General features: G+C 71.0%; 22 protein-coding genes. 17 read left to right on the top strand and 5 right to left on the bottom strand.

Going from position 1 to position 21,956, the window contains the following annotated elements:
* Positions 1 to 472 (bottom strand): hypothetical protein (locus ACGFIQ_RS13690; protein ID WP_393243400.1); only part of this gene is annotated, 472 nt, incomplete at its 3' end.
* Between the two features lie 105 nt (positions 473 to 577).
* Here ACGFIQ_RS13690 and ACGFIQ_RS13685 point away from each other — a divergent pair.
* The 3 genes from ACGFIQ_RS13685 to ACGFIQ_RS13675 are packed head-to-tail and all read left to right on the top strand — an operon-like array spanning position 578 to position 2,777.
* The gene (locus ACGFIQ_RS13685; RefSeq protein WP_393243398.1) at positions 578 to 880 is read left to right on the top strand and encodes a hypothetical protein; all 303 of its coding nucleotides are present in this window, start codon (positions 578 to 580) and stop codon (positions 878 to 880) included.
* Positions 877 to 1,503 carry a tetratricopeptide repeat protein gene (locus ACGFIQ_RS13680; protein WP_393243396.1) on the top strand — a complete coding sequence of 209 codons (627 nt, stop codon included), beginning with the start codon at positions 877 to 879 and terminating at the stop codon, positions 1,501 to 1,503. The genes ACGFIQ_RS13685 and ACGFIQ_RS13680 overlap by 4 nt, the downstream gene beginning before the upstream one ends.
* A gap of 8 nt (positions 1,504 to 1,511) precedes the next feature.
* On the top strand, positions 1,512 to 2,777 hold the full coding sequence (locus ACGFIQ_RS13675; RefSeq protein ID WP_393243394.1) for a glycosyltransferase: 1,266 nt from the start codon (positions 1,512 to 1,514) through the stop codon (positions 2,775 to 2,777).
* Positions 2,778 to 2,818: 41 nt separating this feature from the next.
* On the opposite strand, the gene ACGFIQ_RS13670 is transcribed toward ACGFIQ_RS13675, so the two are convergent.
* Complete coding sequence (locus ACGFIQ_RS13670; RefSeq protein ID WP_393243392.1) at positions 2,819 to 3,457, bottom strand: hypothetical protein; 639 nt, start codon at positions 3,455 to 3,457, stop codon at positions 2,819 to 2,821.
* Between the two features lie 319 nt (positions 3,458 to 3,776).
* Between ACGFIQ_RS13670 and ssd the strand changes: the two genes are divergently transcribed.
* From ssd to ACGFIQ_RS13635, 7 genes are read left to right on the top strand one after another with little or no spacing between them, the layout of a single operon-like run.
* A complete protein-coding gene (gene ssd / locus ACGFIQ_RS13665) occupies positions 3,777 to 4,880 on the top strand; it encodes a septum site-determining protein Ssd (protein WP_393243390.1) in 1,104 nt (367 codons plus the stop codon).
* Entirely contained in the window at positions 4,877 to 6,088 is a 1,212-nt protein-coding gene (locus tag ACGFIQ_RS13660; protein WP_393243388.1) for a TadA family conjugal transfer-associated ATPase, read from the top strand. The genes ssd and ACGFIQ_RS13660 overlap by 4 nt, the downstream gene beginning before the upstream one ends.
* Positions 6,061 to 7,365 carry a hypothetical protein gene (locus ACGFIQ_RS13655; RefSeq protein WP_393243386.1) on the top strand — a complete coding sequence of 435 codons (1,305 nt, stop codon included), beginning with the start codon at positions 6,061 to 6,063 and terminating at the stop codon, positions 7,363 to 7,365. The genes ACGFIQ_RS13660 and ACGFIQ_RS13655 overlap by 28 nt, the downstream gene beginning before the upstream one ends.
* Positions 7,362 to 8,003 (top strand): type II secretion system F family protein, encoded by a 642-nt coding sequence (locus tag ACGFIQ_RS13650; RefSeq protein ID WP_393243384.1) that lies wholly within the window; start codon positions 7,362 to 7,364, stop codon positions 8,001 to 8,003. Before ACGFIQ_RS13655 ends, ACGFIQ_RS13650 begins: the two co-directional genes overlap by 4 nt.
* Positions 8,004 to 8,025: 22 nt before the next feature.
* Positions 8,026 to 8,193, top strand: coding sequence for a DUF4244 domain-containing protein (locus tag ACGFIQ_RS13645; RefSeq protein ID WP_081883916.1), 168 nt, complete (start codon positions 8,026 to 8,028; stop codon positions 8,191 to 8,193).
* Positions 8,190 to 8,633 carry a TadE family type IV pilus minor pilin gene (locus ACGFIQ_RS13640; RefSeq protein WP_393243382.1) on the top strand — a complete coding sequence of 148 codons (444 nt, stop codon included), beginning with the start codon at positions 8,190 to 8,192 and terminating at the stop codon, positions 8,631 to 8,633. Before ACGFIQ_RS13645 ends, ACGFIQ_RS13640 begins: the two co-directional genes overlap by 4 nt.
* Positions 8,633 to 9,028, top strand: a complete 396-nt coding sequence (locus ACGFIQ_RS13635; protein ID WP_393243380.1) for an Rv3654c family TadE-like protein — start codon at positions 8,633 to 8,635, stop codon at positions 9,026 to 9,028. The genes ACGFIQ_RS13640 and ACGFIQ_RS13635 overlap by 1 nt, the downstream gene beginning before the upstream one ends.
* Positions 9,029 to 9,118: 90 nt before the next feature.
* On the opposite strand, the gene ACGFIQ_RS13630 is transcribed toward ACGFIQ_RS13635, so the two are convergent.
* The 3 genes from ACGFIQ_RS13630 to ACGFIQ_RS13620 form a co-directional block, all read right to left on the bottom strand.
* Positions 9,119 to 9,697, bottom strand: coding sequence for a hypothetical protein (locus ACGFIQ_RS13630; RefSeq protein ID WP_393243378.1), 579 nt, complete (start codon positions 9,695 to 9,697; stop codon positions 9,119 to 9,121).
* A gap of 140 nt (positions 9,698 to 9,837) precedes the next feature.
* The gene (locus tag ACGFIQ_RS13625) at positions 9,838 to 10,047 is read right to left on the bottom strand and encodes a hypothetical protein (protein WP_393243377.1); all 210 of its coding nucleotides are present in this window, start codon (positions 10,045 to 10,047) and stop codon (positions 9,838 to 9,840) included.
* 99 nt (positions 10,048 to 10,146) lie between these two features.
* Complete coding sequence (locus ACGFIQ_RS13620; RefSeq protein ID WP_393244006.1) at positions 10,147 to 12,549, bottom strand: DEAD/DEAH box helicase; 2,403 nt, start codon at positions 12,547 to 12,549, stop codon at positions 10,147 to 10,149.
* A gap of 188 nt (positions 12,550 to 12,737) precedes the next feature.
* Between ACGFIQ_RS13620 and ACGFIQ_RS13615 the strand changes: the two genes are divergently transcribed.
* The 7 genes from ACGFIQ_RS13615 (at position 12,738) to ACGFIQ_RS13585 (ending at position 21,951) form a co-directional block, all read left to right on the top strand.
* The gene (locus tag ACGFIQ_RS13615; RefSeq protein WP_357068548.1) at positions 12,738 to 13,094 is read left to right on the top strand and encodes an STAS domain-containing protein; all 357 of its coding nucleotides are present in this window, start codon (positions 12,738 to 12,740) and stop codon (positions 13,092 to 13,094) included.
* Complete coding sequence (locus ACGFIQ_RS13610; protein ID WP_030334228.1) at positions 13,091 to 13,528, top strand: ATP-binding protein; 438 nt, start codon at positions 13,091 to 13,093, stop codon at positions 13,526 to 13,528. The genes ACGFIQ_RS13615 and ACGFIQ_RS13610 overlap by 4 nt, the downstream gene beginning before the upstream one ends.
* A 315-nt stretch (positions 13,529 to 13,843) precedes the next feature.
* Positions 13,844 to 16,201 carry a sodium-translocating pyrophosphatase gene (locus tag ACGFIQ_RS13605; RefSeq protein WP_393243375.1) on the top strand — a complete coding sequence of 786 codons (2,358 nt, stop codon included), beginning with the start codon at positions 13,844 to 13,846 and terminating at the stop codon, positions 16,199 to 16,201.
* Positions 16,202 to 16,304: 103 nt separating this feature from the next.
* A complete protein-coding gene (locus ACGFIQ_RS13600; protein ID WP_393243373.1) occupies positions 16,305 to 16,847 on the top strand; it encodes a hypothetical protein in 543 nt (180 codons plus the stop codon).
* Complete coding sequence (locus tag ACGFIQ_RS13595; RefSeq protein ID WP_393243371.1) at positions 16,838 to 17,551, top strand: hypothetical protein; 714 nt, start codon at positions 16,838 to 16,840, stop codon at positions 17,549 to 17,551. Before ACGFIQ_RS13600 ends, ACGFIQ_RS13595 begins: the two co-directional genes overlap by 10 nt.
* A 445-nt stretch (positions 17,552 to 17,996) precedes the next feature.
* The gene (gene topA / locus ACGFIQ_RS13590; RefSeq protein WP_393243369.1) at positions 17,997 to 20,864 is read left to right on the top strand and encodes a type I DNA topoisomerase; all 2,868 of its coding nucleotides are present in this window, start codon (positions 17,997 to 17,999) and stop codon (positions 20,862 to 20,864) included.
* 118 nt (positions 20,865 to 20,982) lie between these two features.
* Positions 20,983 to 21,951 carry a DUF559 domain-containing protein gene (locus ACGFIQ_RS13585; protein WP_393243367.1) on the top strand — a complete coding sequence of 323 codons (969 nt, stop codon included), beginning with the start codon at positions 20,983 to 20,985 and terminating at the stop codon, positions 21,949 to 21,951.
* The last annotated feature ends 5 nt before the right edge of the window (positions 21,952 to 21,956 follow it).

The following is a 21,956-nucleotide window of genomic DNA, read 5'->3' as shown; positions in this document are numbered from 1 at the left end:
CGCTGGCGTTCAGGGTGCGCAGGGCGCTGTTGGTGCTCAGGGTGACGCTGGCGTTCAGGGCGCGCAGGGCGCTGTTGGTGCTCAGGGTGAAGCCGGCGTTCAGGGTGCGCAGGGTACTCAGGGTGACGCTGGCGTTCAGGGTGCTCAGGGCGCTGTTGGTGCTCAGGGTGAAGCCGGCGTTCAGGGTGCGCAGGGTACTCAAGGCGATGCTGGCGTTCAGGGTGCGCAGGGCTTCCAGGGCGACGTGGGTGCGCAAGGTGCTCAGGGCGAGACCGGCGTCCAGGGTGCGCAAGGCGCTCCGGGTGCCCAGGGTTTTCAGGGCGTACAAGGACCTCAGGGCGTCACTGGTGCACAAGGCGACGTAGGCGCCCAGGGCTTTCAGGGGGCCCAGGGCGAGGCTGGCGCTCAGGGTGCAACAGGTGCCCAAGGGATCCAGGGTGCCCAGGGTGACGCGGGCGCTCAGGGTGCTCAAGGCGCTCAGGGACTGCAAGGTGTACCAGGACCGCAGGGTGTCCAGGGTGCTCAGGGAGTCGCGGGCAACGGGATCCAGGCCGCCTACATTCAGGGCCCGCTGACCGTGATTGCGGATACCCCCGTCGATTTCGGCTGCCAGTCCGGGGACATTGCCGTCGGAACCGGTTATCAGCTCTCGGGTGCGGGTGTAAACCCGGTGCTCATCCAGCCACTCTCGATTAGCGGCTACCAGTTTACCTTCACCGGCGGAGGCGCCGACATCTGGGTGTCCTGCATCTCGTTGTCCGCGCCGCTGGCGTTTGCCCCCGCATCCAGCACGTCGGGTCGGGTGGCGGCCGACAGTAGCAATGCCAACCGGCCGAACAGCGGGTCGGGCCGCCCCGTTACCGTCCAGGAGGAAGAATGAACACACGTCAGATATTCGGGTCACTCGCCTGTGGTGCGGTCCTGCTGACCGGAGTCGCGGGATGCAGCGACAAGCCTGCCGAGAAGCCGCAGGCGAGCAGCTCCGGGGACAGCGACAAGGCGAACGGCGACAGCAGCGCCGGAACCGCCCCGGCGGACCTGTTGAAGCTCGGCGTAGAACAGGGCCAAGCCGGCAACCTCGACGCCGCGAAGACCACCTTCGAGAAGGTGGTGGCGGCGGAGGCCGACAACAAGTTCGCCTGGTTCAACCTGGGTTTCATCGCTCAGTCGCGCAACCAGCCTGACGAGGCGGTCAACCACTACGACAAGGCGTTGGCGACCGACGGCAACTACAAGCCGGCCCTTTTCAACAAGGCGATCGCACTGGAGGGTAAGGCCCCGACGACGTCGATGGACATCTACCGAAAGGTCGTGTCGATCGACAACAAGTCGTCAACCGCCTACCTCCGACTGGGCATGCTGCTGTCCCAGGCCGGTGACGACTCCGCGGCGCGGGACGCCTTCAAGGCCGCGATCCGGCTGGACAAGGGGCTCACCTCGGCTGTTCCAGCTAAGTACCGCCCGGCCCCGGCCGCTCGATCCTCGGCTCCGGCAGGTAGGTGACCGGCTCAATGCACACGCCACGCGTAACGGTTTTCACGGGAAGCAACCGTACCCGCTTCATCGACGAATGTTTCCGCTCACTTGTCGCGCAGACTTTCACCGACTGGGAGTGGGTGGTCGTTCTCAACCAAGGGTCTCGTTGGCGGCCGGAGAGGCACGACGACCGAATCCGGCTCATTGTTCAGGACAACCTGAACGGCGTCGGAGCCGTGAAGGGGTACGCCTGCGCCGAGGCTGCCGGGGACATCCTGGTCGAACTTGACGACGACGATCTGCTCAGCAGCGACTGTCTGCAACAGATCGTCGACGCCTTCGACGCCAACCCGGAGGTGGGTTTCGTCTACAGCGACACCGCGCAGATCCAGGAGGACGGCGGCCGTTGTGAGGACCGTTTCGCGAGTTCGTTTGGCTGGCGGCACTACGACGAGAAGGTGGACGGCCGCGAGGTGCTGGTCTGCCGGGCGTTGCCGCCGACACCGCACAACGTGAGCTATATCTGGTACGCACCGAACCACGTGCGAGCCTTCCGCCGGGACATCTATGAGAAGGTCGGCGGATACGACGAGTCGCTCGACGTCGCGGACGACGCCGACCTCATGGCTCGGATGTACCAGGTGAGCGATTTTCACCATATTCAAAAATGCCTCTACCTGCAGCGCATGCATGCCAAGAACACGCAGCGCATCCCCGATGTCAACGCCCGCATCCAGCAACGCACGGTGGAGATCTACGACCGGAACATTCAGCAGAATGCGCTGGCCTGGTCGCGGCGGCAAGGGCTGTTGGCGCTGGACCTGGGTGCTGCCCACAACAAGCCGGAAGGCTATCTCGGCCTGGATTACCATGACGGGTCTGGTGTCGACATGGTGTGCGACATAACCAAGGGCGTCGACCTGCCGGACAGTAGTGTCGGGGTCATCCGGGCGGCCGACTTCCTGGAACACATTGTGGACAAAATTGGGCTCTTCAACGAGTTGTACCGACTGCTCGCCCCGAACGGGATGCTGTTGTCGCTGACGCCCAGTACCGACGGTCGGGGTGCCTACCAGGATCCGACGCACGTGGCGTTCTACAACGAGAACTCGTTCTGGTATTTTACGGACGCCAACTATTCTCGATTCGTACCCGAGATCAAGTGTCGCTTCCAGACGTCGCGCCTGGTCACGTACTTTCCGAGCGAATGGCACCAGGCACACAACATCCCGTACGTGTCCGCGAATCTCATTGCGATCAAGGATGACGCCCTGCGCAACGGCGGGCCGCTGAACATCTGACTTTCGGGCGGGGCGGCGACCGTCGCACCTGAACTCGGTGTCTAGCCGCCGAAGGCTTCGGCCAGCAGGGCCAACTGACCTGGGGTTGCTCCCTGATGACGTGGGCTGTGTACGCCGAGGCAGACGGGCATGTCGTCTCGTTCGCCCCAGGCGCAGTCGCCCCAGAACCGATGGCTTGCTCTCAACAGTTCCCGTGCGACGTCGTGCTGTCGGTGCTGAGCCCCGACTGCGGTGACGGCTGATGTCACCACATCCTGGGCCTCGGGTGGGATACCGGAATCGCCGACGGCGGGAAGGAGGAGGAGAAGACGCTCAGCCGGGCTGCGCATCGAGTCTGGTTGGCTCGCTGTCCTGACCAATTCGGCCCAGGAAAGCGCCGGGCCCTGGAAACCACCCTCCAGAGCGGCAGCGGTGATCGCCGTGTCGGAGCCGACCGGCTGAACCAGGTAGTCCCATCCCGAGTCGCCATCGAAGTTGCGGAAGAGGATGTGCAGGCGGTGGCCCTGGGCGAGGCCCAGGGAGATGACCGGCCAGGTGTCGTGCTGATGCAACGCCGACACGTAGTCCTCGACATCCGCCGGGTCGGCGTCGAAGGCCACCGCCGCGGTCGTGGAGCCGCCCGGTGTGAGGAGGAAGGCCGGCCAGAACACGGGGTCGTCCAGCCACGGTGTGGCGTCCACGAGGACTGACGCGGCAACCGGCGGTTGGAAGCCATCGAGGTAGCCACGCAGAGGCATCCGACCATCCTCGCAGACCGTGGACCGACAGTCCTGGCGCGCCTTCGTCGCCGGGGGCTGCTGCGTTCCGGAAGCAGCCGGCTGCGTCCTCCCAACAATTCGCGCGGTGGCGGACAGGGCGCGCGCGTAGCAGATCAACTGGCTTGGCGGGCGTTGTCCACAACCCACGAGGTTGTCCACAGGCGGCGCGATCGGGGCGGCTTGCCGTGCGATTTCCGAGCAGGGTCGGCGGCATACCAGAGCCCGACCGCTGGAGGCTGCGATGCCATCCCGTACCTCGGTTCCGCCGATCCGCCGGCTTCCGCTGGTCGTCACCGGCGACGATGATCTGCTCGACGATCTGCTCCGGCTCGCCGCCGCTGGCGGGGCCGAGGTGGAGCTTGCCCGCGACCCGGCCGCCGCCCGCACTCGCTGGCAGCCCGCTCCGCTGGTGCTGCTCGGCGCCGACCAGGCGCAGTCGTGTCTGCGTGCCCGGATGCCGCGGCGACCCCGGCTGGTGCTGGTCGGCCGAGCCGGGCAGTTGGACCCCGGCTGGCAGATCGCCGAGCTGATCGGGGCCGAGCACGTCGCCATGTTGCCCATCGCCGAGCCGTGGCTGGTGGACCGGTTCGCCGAGCAGGGTCCGGACCACTCGGACGGCGTCGGCGCCCGGATCGTCGCGGTGCTCGGCGGCCGGGGCGGTGCCGGGGCGAGTGTGCTCGCCGGTGGCCTCGCCGTGACCGCCGCTCGGGCCCGGTTGCGCACCCTGCTGGTCGACGCGGACCCGCTCGGCGGTGGCCTCGACCTCGTGTTGGGCTGGGAGCAGTTGGAGGGGCTGCGCTGGCCGTCACTCACCAGCGCCGACGGGCGGGTGGACGCCCCTGCGCTGGTGCGGGCCCTACCCAACCGGGGTGACCTGGTGGTGCTCTCCTGGGACCGCGGCGAGATGCTGGCGCTGCCAGCGGCGGCGATGGCGGCGACCGTGGACGCTGCTCGGCGTGGTCGGGACTTCGTGGTGGTCGACGTGCCCCGGCAGTTGGACGACGCCGCGGTGGTGGCGTTGCAGGCGGCCGACCAGGCTTTTGTCGTCGTCCCCGCCGAGTTGCGTGCCACTGCTGCGGCCGCTCGGGTGGTGGCCGCCGCCGCCCCACACTGCGCTGCGCTCTCGGTGGTGGTGCGTGGGCCCGCGCCAGGCCGACTTCGGGCGACCGAGGTGGCCCGGGCACTTGGGCTCCAACTGGCTGGCACGCTGCGCCCCGAGCCCGGCTTGTGCCGAGGGCTGGAACGAGGCGAGGCGCCGGCCGCCGGGGGTAAAGGCCCGCTGGCCGCACTGTGCCAACGGATCGTCACCGACCTGACCGGTGTGCCGGCCACGGGTGCGGCATGACCGGCCGGCCGCAGGACAGCACCCTCGCTGCTCGGGTACGGCAACGGATCGCCGCCGCCACCACGCCGGTCACCGCGGCGGCGATCGTCTCCGCCGTACGGGCCGAGCCAACCGCTGCGGTGCTCGGCGACAACGCCCTGCTGCGGATAGCCGACCGAGTGCACGACGACCTGGTTGGTGCCGGGCCGCTGGCCCCACTGCTCGCCGACCCGGAGGTCACCGACGTCCTCGTCAACGGGACCCGGGTCTGGGTCGACCGTGGTTCCGGGCTGCAGCAGGTCGCGGTCCCGTTGGGCTCGATCGAGGACGTCCGCCGGTTGGCACAACGGCTGATCGCCAGCGCCGGCCGGCGGCTCGACGACGGCTCCCCGTACGCGGACGCCCGGCTCGCCGACGGCACCCGTCTACACGCCGTGCTGCCGCCGGTGGCGACCGAGGGCCCCTACCTGTCGCTGCGGACCTTCCGACATCGACCGTTCACGCTCGACGAGTTGGTGCGCCACGGGACCGTGCCGCGCCCGGTGGCGCCGCTGCTCGCTGCCGTCGTGGCTGCCCGCCTGGCGTACCTGGTCACCGGGGGAACGGGATCGGGCAAGACGACTCTGCTCAACACCCTTTTGGGGTTGGTGCCAGCCACCGAGCGGATCGTGTTGGTGGAGGACGCCGCCGAGTTGCGTCCGGGGCACCCGCACGTGGTGGGGCTTCAGGTGCGTACCGCCAATGTGGAGGGAACGGGCGTGGTCGGCCTCGGCGACCTGGTCCGGCAGGCGTTGCGGATGCGTCCGGACCGCCTGGTGGTCGGGGAGTGCCGGGGCGGTGAGGTGGTCGACCTGCTCGCGGCGCTCAACACCGGCCACGACGGAGGCGCCGGCACGTTGCACGCCAACACCCCCTCCGACGTGCCGGCCCGGCTGGAGGCGCTGGGCATGTTGGGTGGGCTGCCGCGCGCCGCGCTACACGCCCAGGTGACCGCCGCGCTGCAGGTGCTGTTCCAGGTACGGCGTGGCGACCGGGGACGCGTCCTGGAGTCGGTCTGCCTTCTCCTGCCCGAGGGTCCGGAACGGTTGGTGACCGTGGTGCCCGCCTGGGTACGCGGCAGCGGGCTCGGGTTGGCCGCCCGTGCACTTGGCGCGCTGCTCCGGGAGCGTGGCGTGGCGGTGCCGCCGATCCTCAGCGAGCCGTGGCCCGGATCGGCGGGCCCGGCATGAGCGGCGCGGCGCTGCTGGTGGCGGCGCTGCTGCTCGTCGCCGCCGCCCTGCTGGCGTGGCCCGTGCACACCATCCGGGCCCGCCGACGTCGGGTGCTGACGACGGGGCGCGGGACCGGCGGAGCCGATGCCAACGACGCACTCGTGGAGTGGATCCGGGAGCTCGGCCGCACGCCGGACGGGTCGGTCGCCGGGCCCGCCGCCTCGCCGACCCCAGATGGTCCGGCAGGCATCCCGTATCGCTCGCGGTCCACCGCGGCTCTGGGCGGGAGACCAACCGCGCTCGGCTGGCCCAGCCGGGACGTCGCCGGCAGCCCAGGCTGGGCCGGGGCGACGGGCGGGTCGGTGGGACTTCCCCGTCCCGTCGGCCCGACCCGTCCGCCCACCCGCCGGGACCCTCGACGTCCGGCCGGCGTCGTCGGGCCCGAGGCCACCATCCCGGATGGGGAACGACGGGGCGGCACCTCCCTGGCCGCGATGACGATCGTCGGCGGCGATGCGGGTGTGGGCCATCGGGACGACCTCTCGAACGCGGTGACGCCCTCCGGGCGCGGCGATGTGGCGGACAGCCGGGGCGACAACCCCGGTGCGGCAACGGCCGAGGGGCGCCCGGGCAACCGGTTCCTCGGCTCGGCCGATGGGCCGAGTGGGGTCACGCGACTGCGCGCACCGCGCTCGTCGAGGCGTGTGCTGCCGCTGGTCGGGGTGCTGGGAGGTGGTGTCGGCGCCCTGGTCGGCGGCCCGGTCGCAGCGGTCGCGGTGGGCGGGTACGCCACACTGGCCGTGCGTGCCCTGCTGCGCTGGCGAGCGAACCGGAGCGCCGAGCGAAGGCGGCGACATGGGCTCGACCAACTGTGTGGCCTCGCGGCGGACCTTCGGGCTGGCCTGCCCGTCCAGCGCGCGATCGAGGCCGCCACCGATGGGCGGGACAACTCGGACCGGCTGCGTCAGCTGACCGCGGCGGCGGTGCGACTGGCCGACCGGACCGGCGCGCCGCTGGCGGAACTCGTCGAGCGGATCGAGGCCGATGCTCGGGCGGCCGACCGGGGTCTGGCCGCAGCGGCGGCCCAGGCAGCCGGTGCTCGGGCCACGGCCTGGTTGCTGGCGGCGTTGCCGGTGGGTGGGATCGGGCTCGGGTACGGGATAGGCGTCGACCCGTTGGCGGTGCTGCTGCACAGCAGCGTCGGCGGGTCCTGTGCGGTCCTCGCGGTGGTCCTGCAGGTCGTGGGCCTCCTCTGGGCGGAACGGCTGGGTGCGGCGCCGGGGCGGGCCGGATGAGATCGCGAAATCCGGTGAGCCAACGCAGCGTGGTCGCTCGGCGGCGGCCGGACGTGATCCGCCTCGCCGCAGGGCTGGGTGGGCTGGCCGTCGCCGTGGTCGTCGAGGGCTGGCTGGGGCTGTTCGGTGCGGTGCCGACCGCGTTCGTGCTGGATCTCCTGCTGCGGCGGATCGAGTCACCGGGCGTGCGCAAGCGGCGGTTGCAGGAGGCCGTCGACCTGCCGCTCGCGGTCGACCTGCTGGCCGCCGCGATGCGGGCGGGCGCACCGGTGGATCGTTCGGTGCTGGCCGTCGCCGAGGCTCTGGACGGACCACTCGCCGCGCGGTTGGCGCGGGCCGGCCGCACGCTGCTGCTCGGCGGTGGCCCGGCGGAGGCGTGGTCCGCGCTGGACGGAGTGCCCGGTGCGGAGCGGTTGACCGCGGCGGCGTTGCGTTCCGCCAACAGCGGCGCCGCCCTGGCCGGCGCGCTGACCCGGCTCGCCGACGACCTACGTGCCGACCGGGCCACCGCCGCCGAGGCGTCAGCCCGTCGGGCGGGCGTGCTCATCGTCCTGCCGCTGGGGCTCTGCTTCCTGCCGGCGTTCATTCTCGCCGGCCTGGTGCCGGTGATCGTCGCCGTTCTCGGCGACGTGCTCTGACCCATCGAGAAGGGAAACAGCCATGCGCAAACTCATCGCCCGCCTGCGCGGCGATGCCGGCATGAACACCGCCGAGTACGCCGTCGGCACGCTCGCCGCAGTCGCCTTCGCCGGGATCCTGTTGAAGGTGCTGACCTCCGGCAACGTCCAGTCGGCGCTGACCGCCGTCATCGACCGGGCGCTGAAGTGATCGGGCGCCGGCAGGCTGGCCGCGATCGGAGGCCTGAGCATCCCGGGCGAGCGGCCGGCGGACGGAAGACCCGTGCTGTCGAGCGGGCCGCAGGCGGGGACCGAGGGTCGTTCACCGCCGAACTGGCGGCTGGCCTGCCGGCGCTGCTTCTGCTCCTGCTGACCGGCCTCACCGCCGTCAACGCCGTCAGCGCCCAGGCGAGCTGCCTGCACGCGGCTCGGGAAGCGGCGCTGGCTGCCGCCCGTGGCGCGGGCGGCAGCGCGGAAGGCGGGCGCGCGGCACCGCCGGGTGCGCAGGTCTCGGTGTCCGTCGACGGCAACCGGGTGCAGACGACGGTACGAGCGCCCGTTCGGACGCTGGGTGGCCGGCTGCCGCGGATCACCGTGGTCGCCACCGCGGTCGCCGCCGTGGAACCCGGCGCTGGCGAGTGGGGTCGGTAGTGCGACGGACTCACGGCCCGGATGCCGAGCGACTCGATGGTGACCCGCTGGGCGCGCAGCGCGGCGGCGCGACAGTCCTGCTGCTGGCCGCGGGGCTGGTCTTCGTGCTGGTCGGGACGTTCGGCGCCGCGGTCGCCGCGGCGCAGATCGCGGCTCAGCGGGCGGCGGTGGCAGCCGATCTCGGTGCACTGGCCGGAGCCGCCCGGCCGCTCGACGGCGAGGCCGTGGCCTGCGCGTCCGCTGCCGACATCGTCGGGCGCAATGCCGCTCGGACGGCCAGTTGTCGCCTCGACGGGCTCGACGTGCTGGTGACCGCCGAGGTGACGTTCACGCCACTTCCCGGCCTGACCCGGGTCGCCACGTCGACGGCCCGCGCCGGCCCGGTGCGCGGTTGACCGACATGGGGCTGGGGGGCTGCCCGCTGGCCGGGAGCAGGGCCGAGGGCCTTGTCCCGGCCAGCGGCCGAGGAACGGGGGCCGGGGGTGTCAGCGGGCCTGGAGCGCGTCGAGGGCGACGGCCATGGCGATCACCAGGCGGCGGTCGATCTGCGGGTGCTGCACCTCGACGACGTACTTGTCGCGCAGGCCCCACTTCTTGACCACGGTGAAGACCGGCTGACCACCGGCGGTGAAGTCGAAGTGGTAGGGCAGCCAGGACAGCGAGTCGACGAACCGGCGCAGCAGTGCGACCGGCAGGCTGCGCTCCTGGCCCGTCACCTGCGGCAGGCCGGCCTGCTCGACGTGCCACGTGGACCGGAGCAGCGACTGGGCGAAGTCCTTCCGGAACAAGCCGATCGGGTTGCCGGCCGGGTCGGTCACGTCGTACGTGGCGCCGAGGTCGATGCGCTGGCGGGCCTTGAAGCCGAGCAGGGGCTGCTGCTTCGAGTCGTCCGTGTAGATGGTCACCTGTTCCTTGAAGGCGAGCCGCTTCTGCTGCGCGAACGCCAGCAGCTCACCCTCGGTGCCGTCCGGGGAGACCGCACGGACCTCGTACTGGTTGACCATCATGCGCAGGCGCTGTCGGACGTGGAACTGGTGCTGGCTCTGCAAGTTGTCGAGCTGCATGTGAACTCCTCAGGGGGTTGGTCCGCCGGAGTCTCGCACAGCCGGACGACCATCACCCTCTGCGCCATCGACGATCGGAGGTTGCTGGGTAGCCGTCGGGGCAGTCCGGCGACCAGCCCACCGTGCCGATGGGAGGCGGATCAGCGCCCGTCGGGGGTGGTCTGGGCGCGCAGCGCCCAGGTGTTGAAGACCTGGTGGATGACGCGCAGCCGTTCGTTGATCTGTTCCAGGCGCTCGGCCTGAGCCAGGTTGGCCAGCGCCGACCCGAGCGCGATCTGCTGGTCGAGGGTGAGTTGGTCCTGGTCGATGCTGTAGAGCAGGTCGACGGTCTCGGCGATGGTGTCGGCCACGGCTCCTCCTCGGACACGGGGGGCGATCGGCAGTATGGGCATCTATGGAAGCGCTCCCACACCATTGTGCCCATTGGCATGCCGATTCATGCAACCCGCTCAGTCCGGCAGGTTCGCCAGCACCACGTCGAGCACCCGGATCGCGTCGGGCTTGGAGAGCGGGTTGTTGCCGTTGCCGCATTTCGGCGACTGCACGCAGGACGGGCAGCCGGTCTCGCAGCCGCACTCGGCGATCGCATCCCGGGTGGCCCGCAGCCAGGCCGACGCGGTCCCGTACGCCCGCTCGGCGAAACCCGCGCCACCCGGGTGCCCGTCGTAGACGAAGACCGTCGGCGCCTCGGTGTCCGGGTGGACCGCGGTGGAGAGCCCGCCGATGTCCCACCTGTCACAGGTGGCCATCAGCGGGAGCAGGCCGATCGCGGCGTGTTCGGCGGCGTGCAGCGCACCCGGCACGTCGGCCGGCTGGACCCCGGCAAGAGTCAACGACTGCGGCGACAGGGTGAACCAGACCGCCACCGTGCGCAGCTCCCGCGCGGGCAGGTCGAGTGGCCGGGTGTCGATCACCTCGCCGGTGGCGATCCGCCGCCGCTGGTACGACACGACCTGACTTGTCACGTCGACCTCGCCGAGGAACATGCCGACCGGCCCGGCGTCCACGTAGGAGCGCACCGACACCACGGACAGGTCGGTGACGTCGCGGGCATGGGTGGACCAGTCCGGCTCCTCGGCGTGCACAAGCGCGCAGCCGTCCGCGAGGTCGAGGTCGTCGACCACGTACGAGACGCCCTGGTGCAGGTGGACGGCACCGGGGTGGAGCAGGAAGTGCGAGGAACCGCCGTCGACCGTCCCGAGCAGCCGGCCGGTCGACGACTCCACCACGCAGACCGGGGCGCCGCCCTCTCCACGCAGGTCCACCTCGGGCCGCTCCCGGTGCCGCCAGTACCAGCCGGTGGGCCGCTGCCGCAGGGCGCCGGCCGCCACCAGTTCGTCGACCGCCTCCTTCGCCCCGTCGCCGAAGAGCGCCAGGTCGGCCGGGGTGAGCGGCGCCTCGACCGCGGCGCAGGCGAGTTGCGGTGCCAGCACGTACGGGTTGGCGGGGTCGAGCACCGTCGCCTCCACCGGAGCACCGAAGATCGCCTCCGGGTGGTGCACCAGATAGGTGTCCAGTGGGTCGTCCCGGGCCACCAGCACCGCGAGGGCCTCCTGCCCGGAACGCCCGGCCCGGCCCGCCTGCTGCCACAGCGACGCCCGGGTGCCCGGGTAGCCGCAGATCAGCACCGCGTCCAGCCCGACCAGGTCGACGCCCAGCTCCAACGCGTTGGTGGAGGCCAGGCCGAGCAGGTCGCCGTGCAGCAGCGCCCGCTCCAACTCGCGCCGCTCCTCGCGCAGGTAGCCGCCCCGGTAGGCGGCCACCCGGTCGCCGAGCCCCGGCACCGCCTCGTCCAACGACCGGCGCGCGTTGGCCGCCACGACCTCGGCGCCCTTGCGGGAACGGACGAACGCGAGTGTGCGTACCCCCTCGGCGACCGTGTCGGCGAGCAGGTCCGCGGTCTCGCGCAGCGCCGACCGGCGGACCTGCTGGAGGTCGTCGTGCTCACCGACCGCCTGCGGCGGTACCGCCGGGGAACCGGTCGCCTGCGGGGGCACCGGGGCAGCGGAGCCCGCCTCGGGTGGCAGCAGCGGCGGCTCCCAGAGTGCGAAGGTCACCCCGCCGCGCGGCGACGCGTCCTCGGTGACGGCCGTCACCGGCAGGCCGGTCAGCCGTCCGGCCGCGGTCGCCGGGTCACCGGAGGTCGCCGAGGCGAGGACGAAGACCGGGGTGGCCCCGAACCGGGCGCACTGCCGACGCAGCCGACGCAACACGTGCGCCACGTGCGAGCCGAACACGCCCCGGTAGGTGTGGCACTCGTCGATCACCACGTACGCGAGTCGGCGCAGGAAACCGGACCACTGGGCGTGGCCGGGCAGGATGCCGTGGTGCAACATGTCGGGGTTGGTCAGCACGAACCGGGAGTGCTTGCGGATCCACTCCCGTTCGGCGCGCGGAGTGTCCCCGTCGTAGCAGGCGGGGCGTACCCCTTCCAGTTCCAGCGCGGCGACGGCCCGCAGCTGGTCGGCGGCGAGTGCCTTGGTCGGCGCGAGGTAGAGCACGGTGGCCCGGGGGTCGGCGAGCAGGGTGGCCAGCGCCGGGAGTTGGTACGCCAGTGACTTGCCGGACGCGGTGCCGGTGGCGACGACCACGTGCTGACCCTCGTACGCCAGGTTGGCCGCCTCCGCCTGGTGCTGCCAGGGCGCGACGACGCCGCGTGTGGCGAACGCCGCGCGCAGCTCGGCGGGCGCCCACGGCGGCCAGGGCGCGGGCACCCCGGCGCGGGCCGGCACCCGCTCGACGTGGGTGACCGGGTCGGCGGCGCCCCGGGCACGCAGCCGGCGCAGTAGGTCCTCCGGCGCTGGCCCGGGGCCGGGACCAGCGGATACGGTGGGCGCGGGCGACGACTCCAGGTCATGGCGCGGCGTGCCCTGCGCCGAGCTGAAGTCGTTGGAGGTCACGCCCTGCACTCTCGCACTGGTGTTCGGAGATGAAAAGTCGGGCCGGGGGGTAAGGGGAAGCCTCCGCTGGCGTCCGCAGGCCGCACCGGCGGTAGTGGTTAGATGCCCACGAGAGTTTACGGCTCTGGCGAGGAGGACCGATGGAGCTGTCACTGGCGACCCGCACCGTGGGCGAGCACACGGTGCTCGAGGTCGGTGGTGAGGTGGACGTCTACACCGCGCCCCGGCTCCGCGAACGACTCCTTGAATTGATCGACGGTGGCGCCCGGCACGTGGTGGTCGACCTCGATCGGGTGGACTTCCTCGACTCCACCGGGTTGGGCGTGCTGGTCGGCGCGCTCAAGCGGCTGCGCTCGGCAGGTGGTTCGTTCGCCCTGGTCTGTGACAAGGAGCCCCTGCTCAAGATCTTCCGGATCACCGCACTGGACCAGGTGTTCCCGTTGCACCCGACGGTCGACGCGGCGATCAGCGCCGACCCGGCGGGCGCCGGCGCGTGATGGCGACCGTCAAGCTCTCGTTCTCCCCCGCCCCGGTGCACGTGCGCACCGCCCGGCTGGTCGGCGTTGCCGTCGCGCGGCGTGCCGGGGTCCGGGAGGACCTGCTGGACGAGGTACGCCTGGCCATCGGTGAGGCGTGCACCCGCGCGGTGGCCCTGCACCGGCAGTACGGCCTGGCCGACCCGGTGCTGGTGGAGATGTCCGACGGTGGCTCGTACGCGGTGCGGGTGGTGGACCGGGCGCCGATCGAGGCGGGCATCGGTCTGACCGCGCTGCCCCCGGACGAGCTGGCCAACGAGTCGCTCACCGACGAGGCGCTGACCACCGGCGTCGGGTTCGCGCTGCTCGCCGGTTTCGTCGAGGACCTACAGGTGCGCCCGGTCGACGAGGGCATCGGCACCGAGGTGCGGATGGTGTGGCCGGTCGGCCGCTGACCGAAAACCGTTTCGCAGGCCGCATCCCAGCAGGGGTGCGGCCTTTTCTTTCATGGACCAGGCCCTATATCAGATTTCGTTTCATAACACAGCGACGGAGATCATCGCGACACGGTGCCACCTGCGTGTGACCTCTGACACTGCGGAGGGCTACAGTACCCGGGTTGTCAGCAAGTGATCCATCCCGCAGCCAGTGGGTATGGGCGGTCATCGCTGGTTCGCTGGGGTTGGCGCTCGCTTGCGAAATCCGCATCCAGGCGTCGGTTGGTGCGTCTCCACTCACCGGCGCGAGTGTTCGGTAACAGGAGGACACAGATGTCCGAGACCTTGGCCGTCGACGGCGGCGGGCTTTCCATTACCGGAAGCAATGTCATCTACGTCGTCATCGCCGCGGTGATCGCGCTGGTGGCGCTCGGTTTCGCCGCCGCCCTGACAAAGACGGTGCTGACCGCCGGTAAGGGCACCAACAAAATGCAGGAGATCGCGGTGGCGGTCCAGGAGGGCGCCTCGGCCTACCTGCTCCGCCAGTTCCGTACCCTGGCGATCTTCGTCGTCATCGCCGTGGTGCTGCTCTTCCTGCTGCCGGTGCACGACACCGACGGCAGCGAGACCGCGGTGAAGCTCGGCCGCTCGCTCTTCTTCGTGGTGGGCGCCCTGTTCAGCGCGTTCATCGGCGGCGCGGGCATGTGGTTGGCCACCCGCGCCAACCTGCGTGTCGCCGCCGCCGCGAGAGAACGGGAGGGTGGCCGCGAGGCGGCCATGAAGATCGCCTTCCGGACCGGCGGCGTGGTCGGCTTCCTCACCGTCGGCCTCGGCCTCTTCGGTGCCGCGCTCGTCGTCCTGGTCTACCGGGGTGACGCGCCGACCGTGCTGGAGGGCTTCGGCTTCGGCGCCGCGCTGCTCGCGATGTTCATGCGGGTCGGCGGCGGCATCTTCACCAAGGCCGCCGACGTCGGCGCCGACCTGGTCGGCAAGGTCGAGCAGGGCATCCCCGAGGACGACCCGCGTAACGCCGCGACCATCGCCGACAACGTGGGCGACAACGTCGGTGACTGCGCCGGCATGGCCGCCGACCTGTTCGAGTCGTACGCGGTGACGCTCGTCGCTGCGCTGATCCTCGGCCGGGCCGCGTTCGGCGAGGAGGGCCTGGTCTTCCCGCTGATCATCTCCACCATCGGCGTCCTGGTCGCGATCGTCGGCGTCTTCATCACCCGGCTGCGTGCCTCCGACCGCAACGCCCTGACCGCGATCAACCGAGCCTTCTACATCTCGGCGGTGCTCTCCGCGGTGCTGGTGGCGATCGCCGCCTTCGCCTACCTGCCGGCGACCTTCGGCGAGTTCGACGACGGCCTCACCGGGATCGACGGCAACCCGCGGTTCGTGGCCATCGGCGCCGTGGTGATCGGCATCGTGCTGGCCGCCGCGATCCAGGCGCTGACCGGCTACTTCACCGAGACCAACAGGCGGCCGGTACAGGACATCGGCAAGAGCTCGCAGACCGGCGCGGCCACCGTCATCCTGGCCGGCATCAGCATCGGCCTGGAATCGGCGGTCTACTCGGCACTGCTCATCGGTGCCGGCGTCTTCGGCGCGTTCCTGCTCGGCGGCAGCTCCATCACGCTGTCGCTGTTCGCGGTGGCGCTGGCCGGCACCGGCCTGCTCACCACGGTCGGCGTCATCGTCGCGATGGACACCTTCGGGCCGATCTCCGACAACGCCCAGGGCATCGCCGAGATGTCCGGCGACATCGACGAGCACGGCGCCCGGACGCTCACCGAGCTGGACGCGGTCGGCAACACCACCAAGGCGATCACCAAGGGCATCGCGATCGCCACGGCGGTGCTCGCCGCGACCGCGCTGTTCGGGTCGTACACCGACTCGCTGCAGGCCGCGTACGCGGACGCTGGCGTGGCCAACGTCGGCGGCGAGATCCTCAACTCGCTGAACGTGGCGAACCCGCGCAACCTGGTCGGCCTGATCATCGGCGCGGCGGTGGTGTTCCTCTTCTCCGGGCTGGCCATCAACGCGGTGTCCCGCTCGGCCGGCGCCGTCGTGATGGAGGTCCGCCGGCAGTTCCGTGAGCTGCCCGGCATCATGGACGGCACCCAGCGCCCGGAGTACGGCAAGGTCGTCGACATCTGCACCCGGGACGCGCAGCGCGAGCTGATGACCCCCGGTCTGCTGGCCATCCTGGCGCCGATCGCGGTCGGCTTCGGCCTCGGGCCCGGCGCACTCGCCGCGTACCTGGCCGGGGCGATCGGGGCGGGCACCCTGATGGCGGTCTTCCTGGCCAACTCCGGTGGCGCGTGGGACAACGCCAAGAAGCTGGTCGAGGACGGCGCGTACGGCGGCAAGGGCTCCGAGGCACACGCCGCGACTGTCATCGGCGACACCGTCGGCGACCCGTTCAAGGACACCGCCGGTCCGGCGATCAACCCGCTGATCAAGGTGATGAACCTGGTCTCGCTGCTGATCGCACCCGCCGTGGTGGCGTACAGCGTCGGCGACGACCGCAACGTCGGCCTGCGGGTCGGCATCGCGCTGGTCGCCACGCTGATCATCGTGGCGTCTGTGGTGTTCAGCAAGCGCAAGGGCATCGCGATGGACTCCGACGCCGACGGCAACACCGGCGCGGGCAGCGCCGACCACCGCCCGGAGTCGGTCAACGCCTGATCCACGAACGGCCCGGGGCCCCCGCTCGACGTACCGCGTCGACCGGGGACCCCGGCCGTCCGGCCCGGTGCCACACCTGGCCAAAGGCCGTACGCTGCAACGCATGCGTAGGTGCCGGGCGTCTGCCGCCGGAAAGCTCACGGTGGTCCTGGCCACGATCGTCCTCGTCCTGGCCGGCTGCGGTGGAGGCCCCAGCCCGCGGGCCTGGGCGGCTTCGGTGTGCACCGCGCTGACCCCGTGGCGCTCCGAGATCAGCAAGTTGACAAGCAGCACTGACGAACAGATGACCGCGCAAACCACTCCGGCGCAGGCCAAGGAGAACCTGGTGCGGCTCTTCGGTGGGGCGGAGCAGGCCAGCGAGGCCGCGCGCCGCAAGGTGGAGCAGGCGGGCGTCCCGGAGACCGAGAACGGCGACGCCATCTCCGCCGGTTTCCGCAGCTCACTGGAGAAGATGCGGGACGCCTACGGTCGCGCCCGGGACACCATCGACGGGTTGGGCACCGGCGAGCCGACAGCCTTCTACGACGGCGTGCGGGCCGCGGTGGACACTCTCAACACGGAGTACGACGCCAGTGCGCTGGACACCAGCAAGCTCAACTCCGAGGAGCTGAAAAAAGCCTTCGACGAGGTGCCGGAGTGTCATTGAGTGGGCTCGACGACACTCCGGCGGCGCAGCCACCGGCGCTGTTCCCCGCCCCCGAGTCCGACGCGCCCGCACCCGCGCGACGGCGGCGTGGGCCGCCCCACAACGGCCCCACCGCAGGTGACGACGCGGGGCGGCAACTCGTCTTCTTCGGCGCGGAGGCGGCCGAGCCGGCGGTCGCCGACCTGGCCGGGCTGCTCGCCGGGCCGGGTGAGGTGGTCCGCATGGGTGGCACCGCCCGGCTGTCGGTGCAGGTGGACGCCGCGTGGCGGGTGCACGTGCTCGTCGCGGAACTGGCGTCGCGTGGGCTGGCGGCGAGCTGGGAGCCGGCCGAGGGCGAGCGACACGCCGTGCGTACGTCGTACACCCGGGTCTTGAAGCCACTCGCGGCCGCCTGGCTGCACGGTACGGCGAAACGCCCGCCGGCCACCTTTCACCTGACCGGCCGGCGGCTGCGGTTGTGGCTCGCCGCCGCCGGGACGCCGGAGCCACCCGGTGGCTTCCTGTTGCGGCTGGGCGCGGACGACCGGGAGTGCTGGGAGCCGATCGGGGTGGCGCTCGCCGCGGCCGGGCTGGCTGGCACGCTACTCAGCCCCGATGAGGGCGGCCCGGCGTACCGGATCACCGGCCGGCGACGGCTGGGCCGGCTCGCCGAACTGGTCGGCGCACCACCGACCACAGCACCCCCAGAAGCCTGGCCAACCTGACCCCACCCCACCCGTCCCCACCCCACCCCTCCCGAGTCGATCATGGAGTTGTGGTGGTGGAGATACTGCTCGTCCGGGATGAAAACGCCCACCACAAGTCCATGATCGACGGGATTGGGCGGTGGGGCGGGGTGTCCGGTGCCGGACAGCGGACAGGGTGATCCGGGTGGAAAACGGGCGGGTCGGAGCCTGGCCGTTGGCCCGCCATCGTCACAGTGACCCTCTTCGAGCCCTACCCACGGTGTACGGTGGCGCCGTCCGGCAGTGCCGAGCGCGGTGGGGCGAGAGTTGACCGTCGCGCGGTGGCGGTTTGCCGCCCGCGAAACCCGAAACGCGGGCGGCGCGTTACGTTGGACATCCGGACCGCCGGTGCGACGGCGGGGTCGAAAGCGGTCGCTGTCCGGGCGCCGGAAGGCCACGAGCAGGAGTGAGGTCGGGGAGAGACGTGCCAAGCGAAGCTGGAACCACCCGTCTGGTCATCGTCGAGTCACCGGCGAAGGCCAAGACGATCTCGGGCTACCTCGGCCCGGGGTACGTCGTGGAGGCCAGCTTCGGTCACGTCCGCGACCTGCCGCGCAACGCCGCCGACGTGCCGGCCAAATACAAGAAGGAGCCCTGGGCCCGTCTCGGGGTGGACGTGGACAACGGCTTCCAGGCGCTCTACGTCGTCTCCGCCGACCGCAGGCAGCAGATCAGCAAGCTGGTGAAGCTGGCCAAGGAGGTCGACGAGATCTTCCTGGCGACGGATGAGGACCGCGAGGGCGAGGCGATCGCCTGGCACCTGGTCGAGACGCTCAAGCCCAAGGTCCCGGTCAAGCGGATGGTCTTCCACGAGATCACCAAGCCGGCGATCCAGGCGGCCGTGGCCAACCCCCGGGAGATCGACCGCGACCTGGTCGATGCCCAGGAGGCACGGCGGATCCTCGACCGCCTCTACGGCTACGAGGTCTCCCCGGTGCTGTGGAAGAAGGTCATGCCGAGGCTCTCGGCCGGCCGGGTGCAGTCCGTGGCGACCCGCATCGTGGTCGAGCGGGAGCGGCAGCGGATGGCCTTCCGCACGGCCGAATACTGGGACATCCTGGCCACCCTCGCCGTGACCAACGCAGGCGAGGGCCCGCGTGCCTTCAACGCGACTCTGATCGCCCTGAACGGCGACCGGATCGCCACCGGTAAGGACTTCGAGCCGACCACCGGCCGGGTGAAGCCCGGCGCCGGTGTCGTCCACCTGGACGAGGGTGGCGCCCGGGGTCTCGCGGCCCGACTCGACGGGCGCCCGTTCACGGTCACCCGGGTCGAGGAGAAGCCCTACCGTCGCCGCCCGTACGCGCCGTTCATCACCTCGACCCTGCAACAGGAGGCGGCCCGCAAGCTGCGCCTGTCGTCGCAGCAGACGATGCGCACCGCGCAACGGCTGTACGAGAACGGCTACATCACCTATATGCGTACCGACTCGGTCAACCTGTCGGAGACCGCCATCTCGGCGGCCCGCCGGCAGATCGTCGAGCTGTACGGCGAGCGCAGCGTCCCGCCGGAGCCGCGCCGCTACACCGGCAAGGTGAAGAACGCGCAGGAGGCCCACGAGGCGATTCGCCCGGCGGGGGACAACTTCCGCACCCCGGGCGAGGTGGCCAAGGAGCTGTCCGCCGAGGAGTTCAAGCTCTACGAGCTGATCTGGCGGCGCACCATCGCCTCGCAGATGACCGACGCGGTCGGCTCCAGCGTCTCGGTGCGCATCCGGGCCGTCTCCACCTCGCAGGAGGAGGCCGACTTCGGCGCGACCGGCAAGACCATCACCGACCCGGGCTTCCTGCGCGCGTACGTCGAGTCCAGCGACGACGAGAACGCCGAGGCCGAGGACGCCGAGCGCCGGCTGCCCACCCTGGTCAAGGACCAGCCGCTGACCGCCGACGAGCTGGCCGCGCAGGGCCACCACACCCAGCCGCCGTCGCGCTACACCGAAGCGTCGCTGGTCAAGGCCCTCGAAGAGCTGGGCATCGGCCGCCCGTCCACCTACGCGTCGATCATGCAGACGATCCAGGACCGGGGGTACGTCACCAAGCGCGGTCAGGCGATGATTCCGACCTTCCTGGCGTTCGCGGTGATCGGGTTGATGGAGCGGCACTACCCCCGCCTGATCGACTACGACTTCACCGCCACCATGGAGAACGAGCTGGACGAGATCGCCGGCGGTGACCACGCCGCTGTCGACTTCCTCACCGCGTTCTACTTCGGCAGCTCCAACGGTGCCGGCGACCAGGACATCGCCCGATCCGGTGGGCTCAAGAAGCTGGTCACCGAGAACCTGAGCGACATCGACGCCCGCAGCGTCAACTCCATCCCGCTCTTCACCGACGACGACGGCCGTGAGGTCGTCGTGCGGGTCGGCCGGTACGGGCCGTACCTGCAGCGGGAGCTGCCCGGCGGTGAGCAGCCGGCACCGGCCGCCGCGGGCGGGGGCGAGGAGGGCGGCACCCAGGGCGACCGGGCGCCGATCCCCGAGGGCCTGGCCCCGGACGAGCTGACCCGGGAGAAGGTGCACGAGCTGTTCCTCGGCGGCAGCGGCGAGCGCAAGCTCGGCGACGACCCGGCGACCGGCGAGCCGATCGTGCTCAAGTCCGGCCGGTTCGGCCCGTACGTGTCCAGCGGTGAGCGGAAGTCGTCGCTGCTGCGGACGCAGACCCCGGACTCGCTCACCCTGGAAGAGGCGCTCAAGCTGCTCAGCCTGCCCCGGTTGGTCGGTGTCGCACCGGACGGTGTCGAGGTCTTCGCCAACAACGGCCGCTACGGCCCGTACGTGAAGCGGGGCGAGGAGTTCCGCTCGCTGGAGTCCGAGGACCAGATGTTCACGGTCGGCCTGGACGAGGCGCTGGCGTTGCTGGCCGCTCCGAAGACCCGTGGCCGGCGTGCCGCCGCGCCGCCGTTGCGGGAGATGGGCGTCGACCCGGCGACCGAGAAGCCGCTGGTGATCAAGGACGGCCGGTTCGGCCCGTACGTCACCGACGGGGAGTTCAACGCGTCGCTGCGGCGCGGGCAGACCCCCGAGGAGCTGAGCCTCGCGGAGGCGTCCGAGATGCTGGCCGAGAAGCGGGCGAAGGGTCCGGCGCCGCGGAAGAAGGCGGCGGCGAAGAAGGCTCCCGCCAAGAAGGCCACGGCGGCGAAGAAGACCACGGCCACCAAGAAGACGGCCGCCGCCAGCAAGTCCACGGCCGCGAAGAAGACCACGACAGCCAAGGCGGCGGCCACCAAGGCGACGGCCAAGAAGGCCCCGGCCAAGAAGGCAACCCCGCGCAAGGCCGCGTCCAGCACGGAGTAACCCTGGATCTGCGAGATCTTGGAAGGAATGTGCCCCTCCAGGGGCGTTCTCCTTCCAAGATCTCGTCGTTGTCCACAGGGGCTGCCGGCGGGGGTTGGTGATCTGAAGACTGCTTGTCATGAGTCTTCGGGGGACTTCGTCGTCGCCGGCTGCTTGGGATCGGCGGCTGCCGCATGACGACGCGGACGAGTTGAGCTGGCTGCTCTTCCACCAGGAGGACGTGTTGAGCCTTGCCCAGGCGAGGCGGCACCTGTCGGCCAAGGCCATCCGTCATCGGTTGGCCACCGGCAGGTGGCGACAGGTCCATCGAGCCGTGCTTGTCGCGCACAACGGACCGGTCAGCGCCGGCCAACTCCGCTGGGTGGCCGTCCTCGCCGCAGGACCGCAGGCGATCCTCGGTGGCCTGACCGCGGCACAGGCCGGAGGAGTACGCGGGTTCCCCGGCCGTCCGATCCACATCCTGCTCCCCGCCTCCTGCCGGCGGGAGGCGCTGCCAGCCGGTGTGCTGGCGCACCGGACCACGACATTGACGGACCGAGACGTGCTGGCGGTCGGCCAACCCCGCCGGACCATGCCGGCTCGCTCAATCGTCGACGCCGCGCAGTGGGCAGGCGATGACCAGCAGGCGCGGGCGATCGTCGCCGCTGGGTTCCAACAACGGATCGTGGCCGGCGACGACCTGCACCTGGTCGTCGAACGGCTGCCCCGGGTCCGCCGTCGCCAGCTGATCCTGGCCACGGCAGCGGATGCGGCGGGTGGGTCTCACTCGTTGCCGGAGCTGGAGTTCCTGAGCCTGATCCGTCGTTCGGGGCTGCCTGTGCCAACTCGCCAGAAGATCCGTTGTGACTCGGCCGGGCGACGTCGATACCTGGACGCCTACTTCGAGCAGTGGCGGGTGCACATCGAGATCGACGGCGGACAACACGTCGATCCGCGCGCCTGGTGGGCGGACATGCGCCGGCAGAACGATCTGTGGATCGAAGGCGACCGCCTGCTGCGCTTCCCGGCCTGGGCCATCCGGGCCAAACCGGACGAGGTCGTCACCCAACTCCGCGCCGCCCTGAAAGCCGCCGGATGGCCGGGCTGACATTC

The organism is Micromonospora sp. NPDC048898 (assembly GCF_043198035.1).
GTDB lineage: Bacteria > Actinomycetota > Actinomycetes > Mycobacteriales > Micromonosporaceae > Micromonospora.
Note: the sequence above shows the minus strand (reverse complement) of the source record. Positions and strands in the feature narration are given on the sequence as shown.

Bases quoted from the DNA above. Each gene is read 5' to 3' on its own strand.
- ACGFIQ_RS13680 (WP_393243396.1), top strand. From the start codon at position 877: ATGAACACACGTCAGATATTCGGGTCACTCGCCTGTGGTGCGGTCCTG.
- ACGFIQ_RS13675 (WP_393243394.1), top strand. From the start codon at position 1,512: ATGCACACGCCACGCGTAACGGTTTTCACGGGAAGCAACCGTACCCGC.
- ssd (WP_393243390.1), top strand. From the start codon at position 3,777: ATGCCATCCCGTACCTCGGTTCCGCCGATCCGCCGGCTTCCGCTGGTC.
- ACGFIQ_RS13660 (WP_393243388.1), top strand. From the start codon at position 4,877: ATGACCGGCCGGCCGCAGGACAGCACCCTCGCTGCTCGGGTACGGCAA.
- ACGFIQ_RS13650 (WP_393243384.1), top strand. From the start codon at position 7,362: ATGAGATCGCGAAATCCGGTGAGCCAACGCAGCGTGGTCGCTCGGCGG.
- ACGFIQ_RS13645 (WP_081883916.1), top strand. From the start codon at position 8,026: ATGCGCAAACTCATCGCCCGCCTGCGCGGCGATGCCGGCATGAACACC.
- ACGFIQ_RS13630 (WP_393243378.1), bottom strand. From the start codon at position 9,697: ATGCAGCTCGACAACTTGCAGAGCCAGCACCAGTTCCACGTCCGACAG.
- ACGFIQ_RS13615 (WP_357068548.1), top strand. From the start codon at position 12,738: ATGGAGCTGTCACTGGCGACCCGCACCGTGGGCGAGCACACGGTGCTC.
- ACGFIQ_RS13605 (WP_393243375.1), top strand. From the start codon at position 13,844: ATGTCCGAGACCTTGGCCGTCGACGGCGGCGGGCTTTCCATTACCGGA.
- ACGFIQ_RS13600 (WP_393243373.1), top strand. From the start codon at position 16,305: ATGCGTAGGTGCCGGGCGTCTGCCGCCGGAAAGCTCACGGTGGTCCTG.
- ACGFIQ_RS13585 (WP_393243367.1), top strand. From the start codon at position 20,983: ATGAGTCTTCGGGGGACTTCGTCGTCGCCGGCTGCTTGGGATCGGCGG.